At 46.5% G+C, this 15,638-nt stretch carries 14 protein-coding genes; 2 read left to right on the forward strand and 12 right to left on the reverse strand.

Annotated features, from left to right (window positions below):
- Window positions 1–71 precede the first annotated feature (71 nt).
- From M3221_RS07125 to M3221_RS07155, 7 genes are all read right to left on the reverse strand, one after another.
- A complete protein-coding gene (locus M3221_RS07125; RefSeq protein ID WP_251270816.1) occupies window positions 72–1,265 on the reverse strand; it encodes an MFS transporter in 1,194 nt (397 codons plus the stop codon).
- Window positions 1,266–1,411: 146 nt separating this feature from the next.
- Window positions 1,412–2,896 carry an alanine/glycine:cation symporter family protein gene (locus M3221_RS07130; protein ID WP_251270817.1) on the reverse strand — a complete coding sequence of 495 codons (1,485 nt, stop codon included), beginning with the start codon at window positions 2,894–2,896 and terminating at the stop codon, window positions 1,412–1,414.
- A 127-nt stretch (window positions 2,897–3,023) separates the two neighbouring features.
- Window positions 3,024–3,899: an SDR family oxidoreductase gene (locus M3221_RS07135; RefSeq protein ID WP_251270818.1), complete on the reverse strand. Its 876-nt coding sequence runs from the start codon at window positions 3,897–3,899 to the stop codon at window positions 3,024–3,026.
- A 136-nt stretch (window positions 3,900–4,035) separates the two neighbouring features.
- On the reverse strand, window positions 4,036–4,599 hold the full coding sequence (locus M3221_RS07140) for a TVP38/TMEM64 family protein (protein WP_251270819.1): 564 nt from the start codon (window positions 4,597–4,599) through the stop codon (window positions 4,036–4,038).
- Between the two features lie 77 nt (window positions 4,600–4,676).
- Window positions 4,677–5,405, reverse strand: coding sequence for a ZIP family metal transporter (locus M3221_RS07145; protein ID WP_251270820.1), 729 nt, complete (start codon window positions 5,403–5,405; stop codon window positions 4,677–4,679).
- A 127-nt stretch (window positions 5,406–5,532) separates the two neighbouring features.
- Window positions 5,533–6,954 (reverse strand): S-layer homology domain-containing protein, encoded by a 1,422-nt coding sequence (locus M3221_RS07150; RefSeq protein WP_251271119.1) that lies wholly within the window; start codon window positions 6,952–6,954, stop codon window positions 5,533–5,535.
- A 159-nt stretch (window positions 6,955–7,113) separates the two neighbouring features.
- Window positions 7,114–7,509, reverse strand: a complete 396-nt coding sequence (locus M3221_RS07155; RefSeq protein WP_251270821.1) for a hypothetical protein — start codon at window positions 7,507–7,509, stop codon at window positions 7,114–7,116.
- A gap of 228 nt (window positions 7,510–7,737) precedes the next feature.
- Between M3221_RS07155 and M3221_RS07160 the strand changes: the two genes are divergently transcribed.
- Together M3221_RS07160 and M3221_RS07165 are read left to right on the forward strand one after the other, a co-directional pair.
- The gene (locus tag M3221_RS07160; RefSeq protein ID WP_251270822.1) at window positions 7,738–9,891 is read left to right on the forward strand and encodes an EAL domain-containing protein; all 2,154 of its coding nucleotides are present in this window, start codon (window positions 7,738–7,740) and stop codon (window positions 9,889–9,891) included.
- Between the two features lie 247 nt (window positions 9,892–10,138).
- The gene (locus M3221_RS07165; RefSeq protein ID WP_251270823.1) at window positions 10,139–10,618 is read left to right on the forward strand and encodes a hypothetical protein; all 480 of its coding nucleotides are present in this window, start codon (window positions 10,139–10,141) and stop codon (window positions 10,616–10,618) included.
- Between the two features lie 146 nt (window positions 10,619–10,764).
- Here the strand turns inward: M3221_RS07165 and M3221_RS07170 are convergent, their stop codons facing one another.
- From M3221_RS07170 to M3221_RS07190, 5 genes are all read right to left on the reverse strand, one after another.
- Window positions 10,765–12,639, reverse strand: a complete 1,875-nt coding sequence (locus M3221_RS07170; RefSeq protein ID WP_251270824.1) for a putative bifunctional diguanylate cyclase/phosphodiesterase — start codon at window positions 12,637–12,639, stop codon at window positions 10,765–10,767.
- A gap of 403 nt (window positions 12,640–13,042) precedes the next feature.
- On the reverse strand, window positions 13,043–13,345 hold the full coding sequence (locus tag M3221_RS07175) for a hypothetical protein (RefSeq protein WP_251270825.1): 303 nt from the start codon (window positions 13,343–13,345) through the stop codon (window positions 13,043–13,045).
- The gene (locus M3221_RS07180; RefSeq protein WP_251270826.1) at window positions 13,317–14,570 is read right to left on the reverse strand and encodes a replicative DNA helicase; all 1,254 of its coding nucleotides are present in this window, start codon (window positions 14,568–14,570) and stop codon (window positions 13,317–13,319) included. The genes M3221_RS07175 and M3221_RS07180 overlap by 29 nt, the downstream gene beginning before the upstream one ends.
- Window positions 14,567–15,340 (reverse strand): DnaD domain protein, encoded by a 774-nt coding sequence (locus M3221_RS07185; protein ID WP_251270827.1) that lies wholly within the window; start codon window positions 15,338–15,340, stop codon window positions 14,567–14,569. The genes M3221_RS07180 and M3221_RS07185 overlap by 4 nt, the downstream gene beginning before the upstream one ends.
- Window positions 15,341–15,511, reverse strand: a complete 171-nt coding sequence (locus M3221_RS07190; RefSeq protein WP_251270828.1) for a helix-turn-helix domain-containing protein — start codon at window positions 15,509–15,511, stop codon at window positions 15,341–15,343.
- Window positions 15,512–15,638 lie beyond the last annotated feature (127 nt).

Genomic DNA, 15,638 nt, shown 5'->3' on the forward strand with positions numbered 1-15,638 from the left:
TTACAACAGGAATGATGGATTGTCAATCCATGTTTCATCGCCTTTTTTCGACAAAAAATGCTGCCTTCTCATTAAGAAGACAGCACCTTTTGTTTCACAGACCGCTTTTGCCAGATGATTGTAATGATGAGCGTCAGTCCAAGTAGCACCAAACCGAGCATAAACGGGAAGAAGATATTCACATCATATAAAAGTCCAGCGCAGGTTGGGCCGAGCACATTTCCAATCGACATATACATGTTATTCATGCCCATCGCAAATCCCTGCTCCGAGCCTGCCATTTTGGAAATAAGCGTATTGAGCACCGGGCGCAAAATCGATGTGGCACAAAATATAAGAAGCGAAATGCCGAAAAACAGCCAGTAATTTCCCGCAAACAAGGAAATGAAGAAGCCAAGAGCGGCAATGGCCAAAAACAGATTCAACACTTTACCTTCCCCATACTTGGTTACAATACGGTCGACCACAAACAGCTGGACAAGTACGCTGACAATGCCGGTAGACGTCACCATGAGGGCAATATCCTGCGGTGTAGCGCCAAATTCATCGTCGACAAACAAGCCAAGCACCGACTCATATGCCATTAAGCCAAAGCTCATCACAAGGGTAATGACAAGCGGAATAAAATATGGCAGGGTCACCGAGCGGGCCAGCTTTTTCATCATCGGCTCCTCAGCCGGATGGTCTGCTGAGGCCGGATGTTCTGGCCGCTCCGGTTCTTTTAGGAGCGCAATAGAGAACAAAACCGCGAACAAAGCAACAATTGCAGAAATCAAAAACGGGGCTTTTAAGCCGAAATCCGCGAGAAAGCCGCCAATACCAGGGCCGACTACGATCCCGAATGACATGGCGGCTGAAATCAAGCTGTTGCCTTTCGCCCGCTGGTCAAACGACGTAATATCCGCCACATAAGCGAAAATAGCCGGCACCAATAGGGCGGCTCCGATTCCGCCGATCACACGCGAAGCGTACAGCATCCAAATCGAATCAAAGAAATAAAACACAAACATGGAAAGCGCGAGTCCGAACAAACCATATATGATCATTTTCCGCCGGCCGTAATCATCTGCCCATTTACCGGCAATCGGTGAAAAAACAAGCTGCGCACCTGCAAAAATCGCAATCATCAGCCCGGCAGCCATTCCTCCTTCGTTAATGGAGTCCAAATACGCAGGCAAAATAGGAATAATGATACCGAAGCTGCCAATGGCTATAAACATATTAATCATCAAAATGACTAACTTTTTCCTCTGGTCACCAGTCATGTAAAAAACCTCCTTTTGTTCATCCTTGCTCATTTTAGCAAATTGCTCCCCAAACGGAAATACATTTAAACAAAAGGAATCAAACTTTCATTGCATCGCTTCCAAACGCATCATTTCTTCCATCTATACACAAAAAAGCAGCCCTTTTAGGGGCCGCTTGTTTTTTGAACAGGTGGTATATTCAAGTCTCCGTCATTCTGGTTATATTCATTTTCCCAGAAGTCTGCGTTTTTAATCCCAAGTGGTCTCGGATCAAATACCGGGTCTTTGCCCTGCTTTTTCTGGGCTTCGTAATCTTTCAATGCAAGAAGCGCCGGTTTAGCCAGGATCACGATGGCGATCACATTCAGCCATACCATGATACCAAGTCCCGCATCGCCAAATGCCCAGGCAAGCGTTGATTCATTTGTGGCGCCGTAGAATGTTGTAAGAAGTAAAACGATACGTAAAATGTTGATCGCCGTCATGCTTGTCCGGCCGCGCATCAAGTAAAAAATATTGGTTTCGGCAATATAATAATACGCCATAATCGTCGTAAAAGCGAAAAAGAATAAAGCCACTGCTACAAATCCAGATCCAAATCCAGGAAACACGGTGTCAATGGCTGCCTGTGTAAATCCAGGTCCGATTTCCTGGGCCGGCAGGTTTTGAGCTAAAAACGAACCATCTTCTGCCTGCGTGTTATACATGCCTGTCATGAGAATCATAAACGCTGTTGCAGAACAAACTAAAAGCGTATCAACATAAACAGAAAATGCCTGCACAAGCCCCTGTTTGGCTGGATGAGATACTTCTGCTGCTGCTGCCGGATGAGCCCCGGTACCCTGCCCTGCTTCATTTGAATAAACGCCGCGTTTTACTCCCCATGAAATTGCCATTCCGAGCAATCCGCCGAACACTTGATCCGCGCCGAATGCACTCCGGAAAATAAGGGAAAGAACCGCGGGCAGTTCCGTAATGTTGATAACCACAATGATAAGAGCTAATAAAATGTAGCCAAGTGCCATAAACGGTACGATGATTTGTGCAGCATTCGCAATACGCTTCACGCCGCCGAAAATAATAAAAGCAAGAAGAAGAACAATAATAAGACCTGTAACCGCTGGACTCATATTAAAAGCATTTGTCATACCGCCAGCAATCGCGTTGGATTGAACACCCGGCATTAAAATCGCCATGGCGATCAAGGCCGCAATGGCAAATAACACAGCGAACCATTTTACACCCATGCCTTTTTCAATATAATAAGCAGGACCCCCGCGATACTGCCCATCTTGTTTTGTTTTGTAAATTTGAGCCAGCGTAGACTCTACGAATGCGCTTGCCGCGCCGATAAAGGCAATAGCCCACATCCAAAAAACAGCACCCGGACCGCCGTAGAAAATCGCGGATGCCACTCCGGCAATGTTTCCCGTTCCGACACGGCCGCTCAGCGCGATAGACATGGCTTGAAAAGACGAAACCCCCGCATCAGAGCTTTTTCCGCTAAACATTAAAGTAATCATTTCCTTGAAATGACGAACTTGCAAGAATCTTGTTAAAATTGAAAAAATTAGACCGACAGCTAAAAGTCCGTAGATCACCGGATTGCTCCACAAAATGCCATTTAATGAGGTCACGAATGCTTCCAAATATCATCTCTCCATTTCTATATTTAAAATAGATTACTTTTTTAGAATAAAGGCTTTCACCCAAAATCACAATATAAATGTGAACTTTTCTCACACAAAACCCCTGCTAAAAGCAGGGGCTTTATCATTAAGAAGTAATATAGTCGCCACCATTGACGTGGATCGTTTGTCCTGTGACGTATGAGGAATCATTTGAAGCGAGATATACATAAGCCGGCGCATTCTCAGACGGCTGTCCCATGCGCTTCATCGGCGTGCTGTCTCCGTGCTTTCCTACTTTCTTTGCATCAAATGTAGCCGGGATGAGCGGCGTCCAAATCGGACCTGGCGCAACGGAGTTTACACGGATTCCTTTTTCCACCAAATTCGCTGACAGCGACCGGGTAAACGTTGTGATCGCTCCTTTAGTTGATGAATAGTCGATCAACTCTGGTGAGCCTCGGTACGCCGTTACGGATGATGTATTAATGATGGCATCTCCTTCTGTTAAATGCGGAAGGGCTGCCTGTGACATGTAAAACATCGAGAAAATGTTCGTCTGGAACGTTTCCTGCAGCTGCTCTGGTGAAATCTCTAAAAAGTTCTTTGTCGGAAATTGCTTGGCCGCGTTGTTTACGAGAATGTTTAAGCCGCCAAACTCTGCCACAACATCTTCCACAAGCTGTCTGCAGTTTTCCACCTTGCTGACGTCAGTTGCTTTATGCATCGCTTTTACGCCATACGATTCAACGATGTCGACTGTTTTTTTCGCATCACTTTCTTCATTTAAGTAGGCAATCGCGACATTGGCTCCTTCTTTTGCAAAAGCAACCGCTACCGCACGGCCGATTCCAGAGTCACCGCCTGTGATCAAAGCGACTTTTCCGGCGAGTTTTCCAGATCCTTTATAATTCGGGTCATCATACAGCGGCTCAGGCGTCATTTCTGATTCGATACCTGGCTGTTCACTTTGTGTTTGCGGAGGTGTTTGTTCATCCATTTTTTCAAATTTATCTTGCGTCATGGTATCCACTCCATCCGTTTTATTTTACAGAAAAAGTATTCCCCCGCTCACAAAGAATAAACATTGCCTGGATACGGCTCGTTTTTGTTTTTTATTGAATTTTGCACATAATGAATTCAAAAATTAGTTAAATGTGTTAAGACTTCTTATCCCGATCCTGCTGCCTGCGTTTTTTCCTTTTTTCAAGCAGGGCATAAAGCAAAAGCAGCACCGTTAAAAACGTAAGCGATTCATACCAGGGCATTCTTTCAATCACATCGCCAAAACCGGTATATAAAAGAGCCGGTGTAATCACGCCGAGCATAGAATAGTGCATGTATTCGCGGTACGATTTGGTCATATCCATTAAATAAACGGACAGCAGGTGAAAATGAACAAACGGCATCACCCGCAGCAACATAACCTGCCCGATCGTCATTTTCCGCTCCCCGGCTACTTTCCGTTTTACTTTTAACATTCGTTCGCGCACACGCGGAAAGTGGTCAATCAGTTTATAAAAAACGGCACTCATCAGTGACAGGCCAATAATAGAATATAAAGATCCCCAGACAAACCCGAATGCATATCCTCCTGCCATACAAACAATCACGACCGGCAGAAATAAAAATGGGCGGATAAGATGTAAAAACACAAATAAAATTGGTCCAAGCCATCCCGCCTGCTCGATCGTATTTTCGATCCACTGTTCTGCCTCTATCATAAAGCGTCCACCTCTTATTAACAGTGTAGCAGCTTTCCATAAATTGAAGACAAGAAAAAAAGAGGGAGACCCCTCTTTTACAGCTCATTTAGCAGCAGCGATACAAAAAGCCCAAGTGCTGCCATAAAGCCGACGACTGGGCCGCCCTCTTCGAATGCTTCAGGCATCATAGTCGACCCGACCATCGCAATAATCCCGCCGCCCGCAAAAGCCGCGATGGCCGCCATAATGGCCGGGCTTGCATCTTCCAGGAAGAAATAGCCGCCCCATGCGCAAAGAGCAGAAATGATCAGAACAGTCAGCCATAAAAGGAATATTTTTTTCTTTGAATAGCCGCCTTTTAAAAGACCCGTCGTACTTGAAAGCCCCTCCGGCACGTTACTGATAAAAATAGCAATGACAAGTAAAAAGCTGACCCCTTTTCCCGCTAAAAGGCTCGCACCGATCATAATGGATTCCGGAATGGCGTCCATAACCGTTCCAATGAAAATCGCAAGTCCCGATCCGCCGCTCGAATCCTGCTCGTGCGAGCGTTTCCGTTTAGCGGCCCCTTTTCGTGAAATGTAAATATCTAAAAGCGTAAAAACAAGCGCTCCAGCCATAAAGCCGGCTCCGGTCGCTAAAAAGCCGCCTTCTTCAACGGATTCACCGAGCAGCTCATAAGTGGCTGCTCCGATCAGCACCCCTGTTCCAAAAGCCATAATGCAGCCGATCAGCCGCTTTTGAATAGGTACAAACAACGCCGCTAACGCACCAAGCAATACGGCTGAGCCGGATACACCGCCCCACATTAATGCCTGCCACATACGCAGTCCCCCTTTTTTCTATTCTCTTTACCGTTCCCTTGCTTGTCCTTTTAAAAACACTTTCTTAGTTTGAATTTTGCACATTTGGCAATAAAAAATAGACCTGCTGATGGGCAGGTCTATTGGATTATCGCTGCAATGCGCGATTTAAAAACGCTGAAAGTTCGCCGCGTGTAACAGGCGTATCTGGTTTAAACTGATTGTTCTCCGTTCCGTAGGCAATTTCTGCCGCAACAACACGGCGGATTGAATCATACGAGCGCATCGCTGAACTCACATCAGTAAACGAAATGGATGTGGTTTCTTTTAGCTTGAAAGCATTCGTCAGCACAATGGCCGTTTCCGCTCGTGTAATAGGGTTCTTTTCTCCAAAGCTACCATCCGGATACCCGCCCATAATACCGTTTTTAAGGACAACGTTAATATAGTTTGAACCGGTGACCGGCAAATCAAGCGCCCGTACGACCATAATAGCCGTTTCACCGCGCGTCACTTGATTACCGGGCTTAAAGGTCCCATCATCATATCCATTAATAATTCCCTGGCTGCTAAGCGCGGCAATATCGTTATAAAAACGATGATTAGCTGACACATCTTTAAACAACGGCGCAGCAGGCTTGTCCGATTTTTCAAGGTAAGCAGACGAAACAAAACCTGTTGTGCCAGCTGTGGTTCTCACTGGGTACCAGACAAACTGCCGGCTAGTGTTATTTGGATTTTCGTCAAATTGAAACGGGCCAGTAATCGTTAAAGCGGTATCTGCAGGCAGGATCTCCTTATAATCATTTGTTCCGCCGCCTGGAATGCTTCTTAACTTCGAATCTGCTATTATTACGGCCTGATCACCTTTTTGCAGGTTATAAGCAGTCTGATTCGTTTTGCCCGTCGGCGTATAGCTCATTTTCTTGAATACAATATTGTCCGTCCGATCCGGATCATATTGAAAATCCTCCGGCTTAAAGCCAAAGTCCGCAAATGACCGTTCTTCATCTAAAAAGCTGTCATTTTTTATCATCGCAAATACCTGCTCTTGATAAGCAGCCGTATTTCTTTCACCGGTTGCTTGTTTAACCGGGCTGTTAACAGGCTTGATGCCATTGTAGGCCATCACAGGAAAATACCAGTTTTCGATCACATCACGGCCTGCACCGGAAATTTTAGGAACATCGCTCTCAAACATCTGGTCAAGCACGGTTACACCCGCTTTAATGTTATAAACCAGGTCTGTTTTTAAAAGTTCCGTTTCGAATTGGGACTGATTGGTCAGCTGCATAAGACCAATGCCGCCGTCTGCCGAAACAATCGGATTTCCGTTTTCATCAAACTGTTTCCATGCATTTTCCTTCATTGCGACCGCTTTAACAACCTCAGGCGGAACCTCCTGCTTCAGCGCTTCCTCTGTCAGCAGGCAGTTAATGTGCTGAAAGGACGGATTCACGCCCGGCTGTACGCTTCCATATGCAGCGCATGCAGAAGTATCGGCGGAGGCTTGTCCACTAAAAGACAGGCCGGCTGCCAGCACGGACAGCACTCCGGCTGCTTTAACCATTTTTCTCACTTTTCCACTCTCCCTTTTTTCTTTCATTCTATCACAACTGAAGACCAGATAAAGGAAGAATTGTGTCGTTTTAGCTTTTTTACAGACGAAAACGGCCTGTCCTAATCGACAGACCGCTCTTGTATGATTTATTCAGCCCAAAATAAGCTTTTAGAAAAGCCGGGCAAACGCTGATTTCAAATAGGAATCAAACGCTTTTTCTTCGCCCTGCTGCCAGTATAAGCTGTCCGCATATGATGCCTGGTCCGCATAAATATTGTCGAGAATATCCGGCTCTTCTTCCGTTGTTTTACCCGCACTTACTTGAATAAACGGCTCTGTTTCATCAAATACAACGTCAAAGCGGAGAAAACGATCTTCGATTCGGAGCGCTGCTGCGTTTTCTGCTGCTTCAAATGCTGCGTCCAAGCCGACCGCTGCATATTTTTCCAAAGAATCGTCAAAGGCTTCTAACTTTCCATATAAATCGAGAAACAAATCTGCTAAAAATAATTCATCTTTATAACGAGCGTCTAAAAACGTCCGCATTTGATCTTGAAACGCCATGACATCTGCTCCTTTGCTATTTAACTATTCATAATTTACAGTATAAACAATTTATTCCTTCATGAAAACTATTGTTTGCCTGCTCTTTAAGCAAAAAACAGGGTAAAGAGAAAAAGAACGGGCTTTCATTTTCTTTTTAAACTACCGTTTTCCCCCGTTTTTACATAGCTCATTCGACAAATTTCTAGTAAGATTAAAAAAATGCTTGCGGAAAAAGGAGCAGAGGTTATGGAAAATTTGTTTTGGTCTTCATCACTGCTCGATGTATACCAATCTTTATTTGAACAAGGCGACGAAATTTCGTTTGCCATGGATGCGAAAGGAAATGTTCAGCTGATGAACGAAGCAGCAGTTCGCATACTGGGCTATACGTCAGCTGAATTTAACCAGATCGATTATAAACAAGTAATCCCAACAGAACATGTGGCAGAGGTAGAAGCTCATTTCTGCCGTGTCCTTCAAGGAAATAAAGCATCTTTTCGTATGATGTTTCAGCATAAAGATGGATATATCGTTCACTTATCTGTCAATGCCGTTCCTATTTACGAGAATGGCGTTGTTCAAGGCGCTTTTGGCATCGGCCGCGTGCGGACGGATGAACAATATACAAGCGAGCTTTTAAACGGGCAAAACCGTGTTTTGCAGATGATTGCCAAAGGCGCTCCCTTTGATGAAGTTCTTCATCATATTGCAGCCATGGCAGAGGGCATTTCACCGGGCCATCCGTGTGCGATTATGCTGCTTGACCATGAAAAGAGGGCTCTTTTTCACGCTGCAGCGCCTCATCTGCCTGATGAATATATTGAATATATTGATGGGGTTCCCATCGCTGAAAACCAGGGATCGTGCGGCACAGCTGCTTTTTTAGGGGCGCCTGTTATTGCAGCGGACGTTTCAAAAGACCGCCGCTGGCCTGGATATCGGGATGTCGCGCTTAAACACCAGTTAAACGCCTGCTGGTCTACCCCTGTTTTCAATGACGATCGGCAGGTGATTGCCACGTTTGCGATGTATGCCCGCCAGCCGTCTGTACCGACCGAAGCGGATAAACGGCTGATCCGTGAAGCGACCCGGTTAACGAGCCTGGCCATTCAGCATTACCGGGCGAAAGAACAAATTCACCAATTAGCTTATCATGACCACTTGACCGGCCTGCCGAACCGCCGGCAGTTCCGACGGGCGCTCGAGGATACGATTGCTCGTTATCCGCATGATACACACGCACTTTTTTTCCTGGACTTGGATCGTTTTAAATTTATTAATGATTCATTCGGCCATAAAACCGGCGATGATCTGCTTAAGATGGTTGTTGACCGCATTCAAACGCGTCTCGGTCATTCTATTCTTTTTTCCCGTGAAGGCGGCGATGAATTTACCGCTTGGATTGAGCGGACAAGCCCCCAGGATACGGCTGATATGGCGGCAGCGATGTTAGAGACGTTTCGCGACCCTTTTTCTCTCGAAGGAAATGAGCTGTTTATAACAGCAAGCATTGGGATCAGCTTGTATCCGCACGACGGTCTGCAAGAGCAAGACCTGTTCCGCAAAGCCGACATGGCGATGTATGAAGCCAAAAAGAAAAAACGAAATTCCTTTCAATTTTACACCAGTATGCTGGACCGGCAGTCACTCAAAAAATTAAAAATGGAAAGCGAGCTTCGCTCAGCGCTTGAACGGGATGAACTAAGCCTTGTTTATCAGCCGATTCAAAACTTGTGCACCGGTGACATTTACGGGGCAGAAGCCCTGATTCGCTGGAACAGCCGGCATTTCGGCTTGGTTTCACCAGGCGAGTTTATCCCGATTGCGGAAGAAACGGGCTTGATTATTCCTATCGGCGAGTGGGTCATCCGCACCGCCTGCTGTCAGCTGAAGGCGTGGCAGGAAGAAGGCCGTGCTCTTACCTGTATGTCTGTCAATTTGTCTATTTCACAGTTTTACCAGTCCAATCTGGCGGAAACGATTCAAGCGATCATCAAAGAAACCGGCATTGAACCGTCTCAGTTAACGTGCGAAATTACCGAAAGCATGACGATGGACACGGATAATGCCGCTGCTGTTTTGCAGCAGCTGCAGCGCATCGGTGTTTTTATCTCTATTGATGATTTTGGGACAGGCTACAGCTCGCTCAGTTATTTGCAGAAGCTGCCGCTTGACACATTAAAAATTGATCAGTCTTTTGTCCGTGACATTGCCGTCAACGAAAGCGCCGAAAAAATCGCGACAACCATTATTTTAATGGCCCATCATCTCGGTCTTCACGTTGTGGCCGAAGGAGTCGAAACGGAAGAACAGCTTTCCATTTTAAAAGAATATCAATGCGACGCCGCCCAGGGCTACCTGCTCGGACGGCCGGCGCCGCCCGACGAATTTTTTGCTTAACCAAACAGCAGCCGGCTTCGGGAGCCGGCTGCTGTTTGGTTTCTTCTCTTTTATAAGCTCTTTTCGAAAAAAAACGGATTTTTCTACCGGTTAACAGCAAGCGGCACATTTTATGGCGTGCAAATGTTTAAACTACTGTCAAGAAAGGTTAAAGATGTAGATAAGTTCATTAATTTACATACACGTTCCTGCACAAAACGGCAGATGTCCCATGCATGCAATGGAACGAGTCGAAAGGAGACTTCTTATGCCCGTTAGAAAAAGCCCAGGGTATTATGAACGCAAACTTATTGCCGGTGCCCTGGCCGGTACACTTTTTTTCCTGCTGCTGGTTTTTATTCAGCCGCTGCCGATTGATACGCCGGCATCCAGCTGGTCCAATTCCCTTCAGCGATTTACAAACGCCATTCCGGTTTACATGATGTACATTACGCCGATGGCCATTATTTATTTTGTGCTGACATCATTGATCAGTGACAGAGCGGCACGTTATTTGACCCGCCGGAAAAACGGCCACAATGAATGGCTGTTTTCCCTGATCTTTCATTTGATCTTCGGTCTTATTTTATTTTGGTACACAGTGGCCGCTGCGCTGTTTTTCTTTGTGATCGACCGAATGTTAAAAAAATGGCGCGACCGGTATTCCTATAAACATGTGCTTCTGGCGATGGTGGTTCCGTTTTTCACCTGGTTCATTTTTATGATGATCGCATTCTTAAAGGGATAAGAAAAACCCGCCGGATTCCGGCAGGTTTTTTTGTTTTGTGGAGCCGCTCAGCGCTTCTTTCAGGCAAACAGCCGCATGCCAATTTTAAAATGGCGGCTTACGCCCGCTTTACTTCAGTATAAAGCCCACACGTCATATAAACAGTTTTACGCATCCATTTTCATTTTTTTCTGCTCCCGCATAAGCAGCTCTTCTGCTTCCTGGTGAAGAAGCGGCTTACTGAACAAATAGCCCTGCGCGGTCTGGCAGCCCAGCTTCTTTAACATGCACAGCTGGCCTTCTGTTTCAACACCTTCTGCCACCACGTTCAACTCAAGATTGTGCGCCAGGTCGATAATATTTTTGACAATCGCTGCTTCTTTTTTGGATGTCGTCACATCCCTTATAAAAGACTGGTCAATTTTCAAGCAGTCGAGCGGCAGTTCCTTTAACACGCTGAGGGAGGAATAGCCGGTACCGAAATCATCAATCGAGACTTTCACCCCGATTTCTTTTAATTGGTCTAAAATATGCTTTGTTTCCTGCGTATTCTGCATGATGCTTTCGGTAATTTCAATTTGCAAAAGACTTGGGTCCATATCGGTTTCCCGAATCAGCGCTTTAAAGGTATCTGCGAAATGCCGGTTTTGAAATTGCTGAACGGAAATATTGACACTCATGCTAAACCGCCCGTATCCCTGCTGCTCCCACCGCTTGTTTTGCAGGCACGCTTCTTTCAGCACCCACTCGCCAATTGAGGTGATCAAGCCGGACTCTTCGGCGATCGGAATAAATTCGGACGGAGACACAGAGCCAAATCTTTCATTTTCCCACCTAATGAGCGCTTCAAACCCTGTAATTTGGCTTGTGGCCAGATCGACCTGAGGCTGATAGTGCAGAAAAAGTTCCCCTTTCCATATGGCTCGTCTCAGCTCTTTTTCAAGCGCCGCTTTGCGCTGCAGCTTATTGTATAAACTCGAATCGAAAAACTGATAATTGTTTCGTCCTTTTTCTTTGGCTATACGCATAGCGGAATCTGCGTACACAAGCAATGTATCCATGCTGTTCGCATCGGAAGGAAACGTGCTGATCCCAATCGACGGTGTAATGACAATCTCATGATCCTGTATCATAAAGGGTGAAGTTAAGGTTTGCAGCATCTTTTCCGCTAAAAGAGTGAGCTGCACTTTGTTCGTCTCATGGCAGACAAACCAGAACTCATCGCCGCCAAACCGGTAAATGGAACCGCTTTCTTTCGGCAAAGCACTTTTAAACCGCGCGGCTGCCTCTTTAAGCAGTGTATCTCCTGCCAGGTGGCCAAAAGAATCATTTACTGTTTTAAAACGATCAAGATCAATGATGAACAGCGCTGTTTCTTTTCCTTCCTGCAGCCGCTTATTCAAATCAATAAATAATGACGTCCGGTTTGGCAGCCCCGTAAGCAAATCCGTATACGCTAACTGCTTAATCTGCTCTTCCGATTTTTTTCTTTCAGTGATGTCTAGAACGACACCGTTTGTTTTTACAAGCTCGCCTTTTTCATTCCGAATCGGGGATAGTTTTACCTCGACCCACTTGATTTGCCCATTACTCACGATCCGAAATTCAGCCGTTTTAACGGCCCCTTCTTCTTTGTCGTTTTTATAAGACCGAAGAAAATGTAACGCCTTATGGTAATCTTCATGATAAAGATATTTGCGCCAAAGTGTGCTCTCTGTGTAAGCATCTTGAAGCGAAACATCGAGAATTTTTTCAAATCCTTTCGACAGTGACATACGGTTCGTTCTATGATCGATGGACCAAATGGCCGCATCCACGTTATCTAACAGGCTTTGCAGCTCATTCTTTTTTTCCTTTAATTTTTCGTTTAAATTGCGGTTATAATCATAGTGCCTGCCCATCCACCAGGCAATGATAGAAAAAAAGAACAGCGATAAAAGATGGTATCCATTGTAAAGCTGCGCAAAATCAAGCTTCATTGCCCAAAAGAAATAAGCAAAATCGGCAAACAACGGCGTTCCTATCCTACCGATGCATCTCATACTTTATTCCCCTTTATTGTCGAAATAGGCATTTTATAATTCCTTAGACCTATAAATTGATCATAGCAGAAGAAACTAGCAATTACACGTTAAATTTGTCGTTTTCTCGTAAGAAAAGTAGAAAATATTCGTTTTTGGATCTTTTTTCCATAGTTTTAAGAAGCGGAACCGTTCTGCTCTTTTACATATTTATAACGAAAACAGCCTGTACGAAGTGTACAGGCTGTTTGACAAATTTTATTTCTTACAGTTTGGTTTAGAGAATGTGGATGATTGCTGCTTGTTCACATCTACTACACCGACAAGCGCGGGAAACGACTCACATTCAGCAATCATGTCTCCCATCGTCACCGCCCGCCCGTTTCGCTCAACAACATAATCAGAGCGGCAGCACGCAACGGCACTAGGGAGGCTCGCCAAGGTCGCATGCTTTTTGTATGGCTTTTTCTCTGGACTCCGCCGCTATGAGCAGCCACAGCGTCCGATTGGCTGTGGCTGCGTACACGCGAACCGGGATAAAGCCGAGTTCATTTCGTTTTTTCATCTCCCGAATGGTCTCGTTATCCATCGCTTCAAACGGAATTTTGTTTTCGCTCGTTTCTGCATCGACCACCCCGCGCCGCAATAAATCAAGCAGCCCATAAACAAGCGTATCTTCCTGACGCTTAAACGCTTCCTTAAACAGAGATCGAATCGTCACGGTCAACCAGAATGCCCGTTTCTTTTATGTAGGTAACAGTCACAAACCCCGTCTGACCGTTTCGGTTTTTCGCCACAATGATCTCCATTCGTTTATCACCTGCTTGTTTGGAATAATAAGCGTCCCGGTATAAAAACAGCACCACATCCGCATCCTGCTCCACCGACCCGGAGTCCCGCACATCCGAAAGCATCGGCCGCTTGTCCGCACGTGCTTCCACGGCCCGTGAAAGCTGCGTGAGACAAATCACCGGGCAGTCAAAATCTTTTGCCATCGCTTTTAAACCTCTCGAAACCGCCGCTATTTGCGCGGTCACATTCCCATCAAAAAAATGCGGGGGCGTAATCAGCCCTAAATAATCGATAAATACAACCGGGCGCGCTTCAGGGTGGTCGATTAACAGTCTTCTGACCGCCGAGCGCATATCGGACACCGTGACGGCAGGCTGATCGACGACATACATGCCGAGCCCGGCTACTTTTTGAACCATCTCCGGCCACTTTTCTTTTTGTGCTGCGGTGAACAGCTCATACGGATTACGCATTTTCGTTCGATTAAACCGGCCTTCCATCGCTAAAAGCCGCTTTACAAGCGACAATGCTGACATTTCAATAGAAAACACAACCGGCATGTATCCCCCCTTTGCGGCCATCCGTGCCAGATGAAGCATTACATCGGTTTTTCCCATCGAAGGACGGGCGCCAATGACCGTCAGCTCGCCTGCCTGAAAGCCGCCCAGCGTCTCATCCAGCCTTCGGATTCCTGTCATGGCGCGCGGCTCCTGTTTCTCTTTTTCAAATGGCGCTTTTCGGAGCGGCTCTACCAAACGGGACGTCGACTGTGCCCTTTGTATACGGACGCTTTCTATGCGTGCCGCCGCTTCCATAATCCGGTCTGCCGGCCACTCCTCCGACGATGCCTGAATGCACATCGAACGGACCGCCCTCTTCTGCCATTCCTCAATCAAAAGCGTTTCATAATGGGAAAACCGGTCAATATTCGCATGGGCGATCAAATCATTCATATACGGCGCACCGCCAAACGACTCAATCAGCCCGCTGACCGACAGCGTAACAACATCGACTATTCTGCCGGCTTGCACCTCGGTTTGAATGTGGGAAAACAGCTCCCGGTGCAGGGCAGATTCGAAATAAGCCGGGACAATGTGTGTATCAAGCGCCACCCGGCTGTCATGCAGGCAGGTGCCTAAAACCGCCATTTCCGCTTTCATCCGATTTCCTCCCCTGCTTCTATGTCGGGTACAAGTGGCTCATATAATGGATCAGCTGCCGCTCTTTCCGTTTTATTCCAGACATCCTGCAGCGATGTCCGGCCTTCCGCCTGCCAGCTCGTTAAAATTTTCTGTGCATATGCATATGGCTTGTCCGCCTCCTGTGACCGCTTCAGTGCTTCGATGACCAGCTCTTCACTGAGTGCCGAGCACCATTCCAGCAGACCCTGCTCAATGGCCAGGGACGCCCGGCCAAATGATGATTCCCAAAACTGCAAGGCCGCCGGACGGCTTTCCGTTCGGTTTCGTTCCGTTTTCTTTTCCTTTTGTTCAGTTCCGTTTTGTTTTTGCCGGCGTATCGTCCACGTATCGTACAAAGCCCGAATGCGGCCAGGCGGAATATGCGCTGCGATAAAAGCAGCGAGCGATGTATCTTTCACGAGCGACAATTCCTTTTCCACGCAATCCTCGACCGGCTTGCCGCCCCGGGTGAAATTGTAGCGGCCCCAATGCCGAATCGCCATTTCGCCTGTTTCTTCACTCAAGCGGATGATTCCTTTTTCCTGAAGCACCCGAAAACATTCCTCTACCTTGGGCGTTGCCATTCCCATTTTAAACGCCGCCTTGCGCACATTCAGCGGGTAAATGCCAATCTGCGTCGTCTGGCTGTTTGTCAGCACATATAAAAAACAAAGCTTCTCCGCCGCCGACATGTCCATTACTTTATTGTCACTCCAGAAATTCGCATACACAAACCGGTACTTCGCCATTTACATCCCCTCCTGACGCTCGATCCACTCAGACAGTGTTTCCTGCGAGAAAAAAATCCGCCGCCCCACCCGGTAATGAGGCACCGAGCCGTCCTGCACATACCGGTACAGCGTTCCCGGGTATACACCTAAAAACAGCGCGGCTTCCTTGATTGTCATCTTCGTTTTCATCCTTTTTCCTCCCCTTTCGTTTTTTATGTACAGAGAGGAAGGAAAAATCGATACCCGGAGAGGAAAAAAAAGAAAAAGAAGACAGCTTTTGGCTGCCTTCCTCTCGTACTCTATTCTTATCCTCTTT

It is taken from the genome of Domibacillus indicus (genome assembly GCF_023715895.1).
Taxonomy (GTDB): domain Bacteria; phylum Bacillota; class Bacilli; order Bacillales; family Domibacillaceae; genus Domibacillus; species Domibacillus indicus_A.

Coding starts and splice junctions, on each gene's coding strand:
- M3221_RS07125 (WP_251270816.1), bottom strand. CDS start 1,265: ATGACTGGTGACCAGAGGAAAAAGTTAGTCATTTTGATGATTAATATG.
- M3221_RS07135 (WP_251270818.1), bottom strand. CDS start 3,899: ATGACGCAAGATAAATTTGAAAAAATGGATGAACAAACACCTCCGCAA.
- M3221_RS07140 (WP_251270819.1), bottom strand. CDS start 4,599: ATGATAGAGGCAGAACAGTGGATCGAAAATACGATCGAGCAGGCGGGA.
- M3221_RS07145 (WP_251270820.1), bottom strand. CDS start 5,405: ATGTGGCAGGCATTAATGTGGGGCGGTGTATCCGGCTCAGCCGTATTG.
- M3221_RS07150 (WP_251271119.1), bottom strand. CDS start 6,954: ATGGTTAAAGCAGCCGGAGTGCTGTCCGTGCTGGCAGCCGGCCTGTCT.
- M3221_RS07155 (WP_251270821.1), bottom strand. CDS start 7,509: ATGGCGTTTCAAGATCAAATGCGGACGTTTTTAGACGCTCGTTATAAA.
- M3221_RS07160 (WP_251270822.1), top strand. CDS start 7,738: ATGGAAAATTTGTTTTGGTCTTCATCACTGCTCGATGTATACCAATCT.
- M3221_RS07165 (WP_251270823.1), top strand. CDS start 10,139: ATGCCCGTTAGAAAAAGCCCAGGGTATTATGAACGCAAACTTATTGCC.
- M3221_RS07170 (WP_251270824.1), bottom strand. CDS start 12,639: ATGAGATGCATCGGTAGGATAGGAACGCCGTTGTTTGCCGATTTTGCT.
- M3221_RS07180 (WP_251270826.1), bottom strand. CDS start 14,570: ATGAAAGCGGAAATGGCGGTTTTAGGCACCTGCCTGCATGACAGCCGG.
- M3221_RS07185 (WP_251270827.1), bottom strand. CDS start 15,340: ATGGCGAAGTACCGGTTTGTGTATGCGAATTTCTGGAGTGACAATAAA.
- M3221_RS07190 (WP_251270828.1), bottom strand. CDS start 15,511: ATGAAAACGAAGATGACAATCAAGGAAGCCGCGCTGTTTTTAGGTGTA.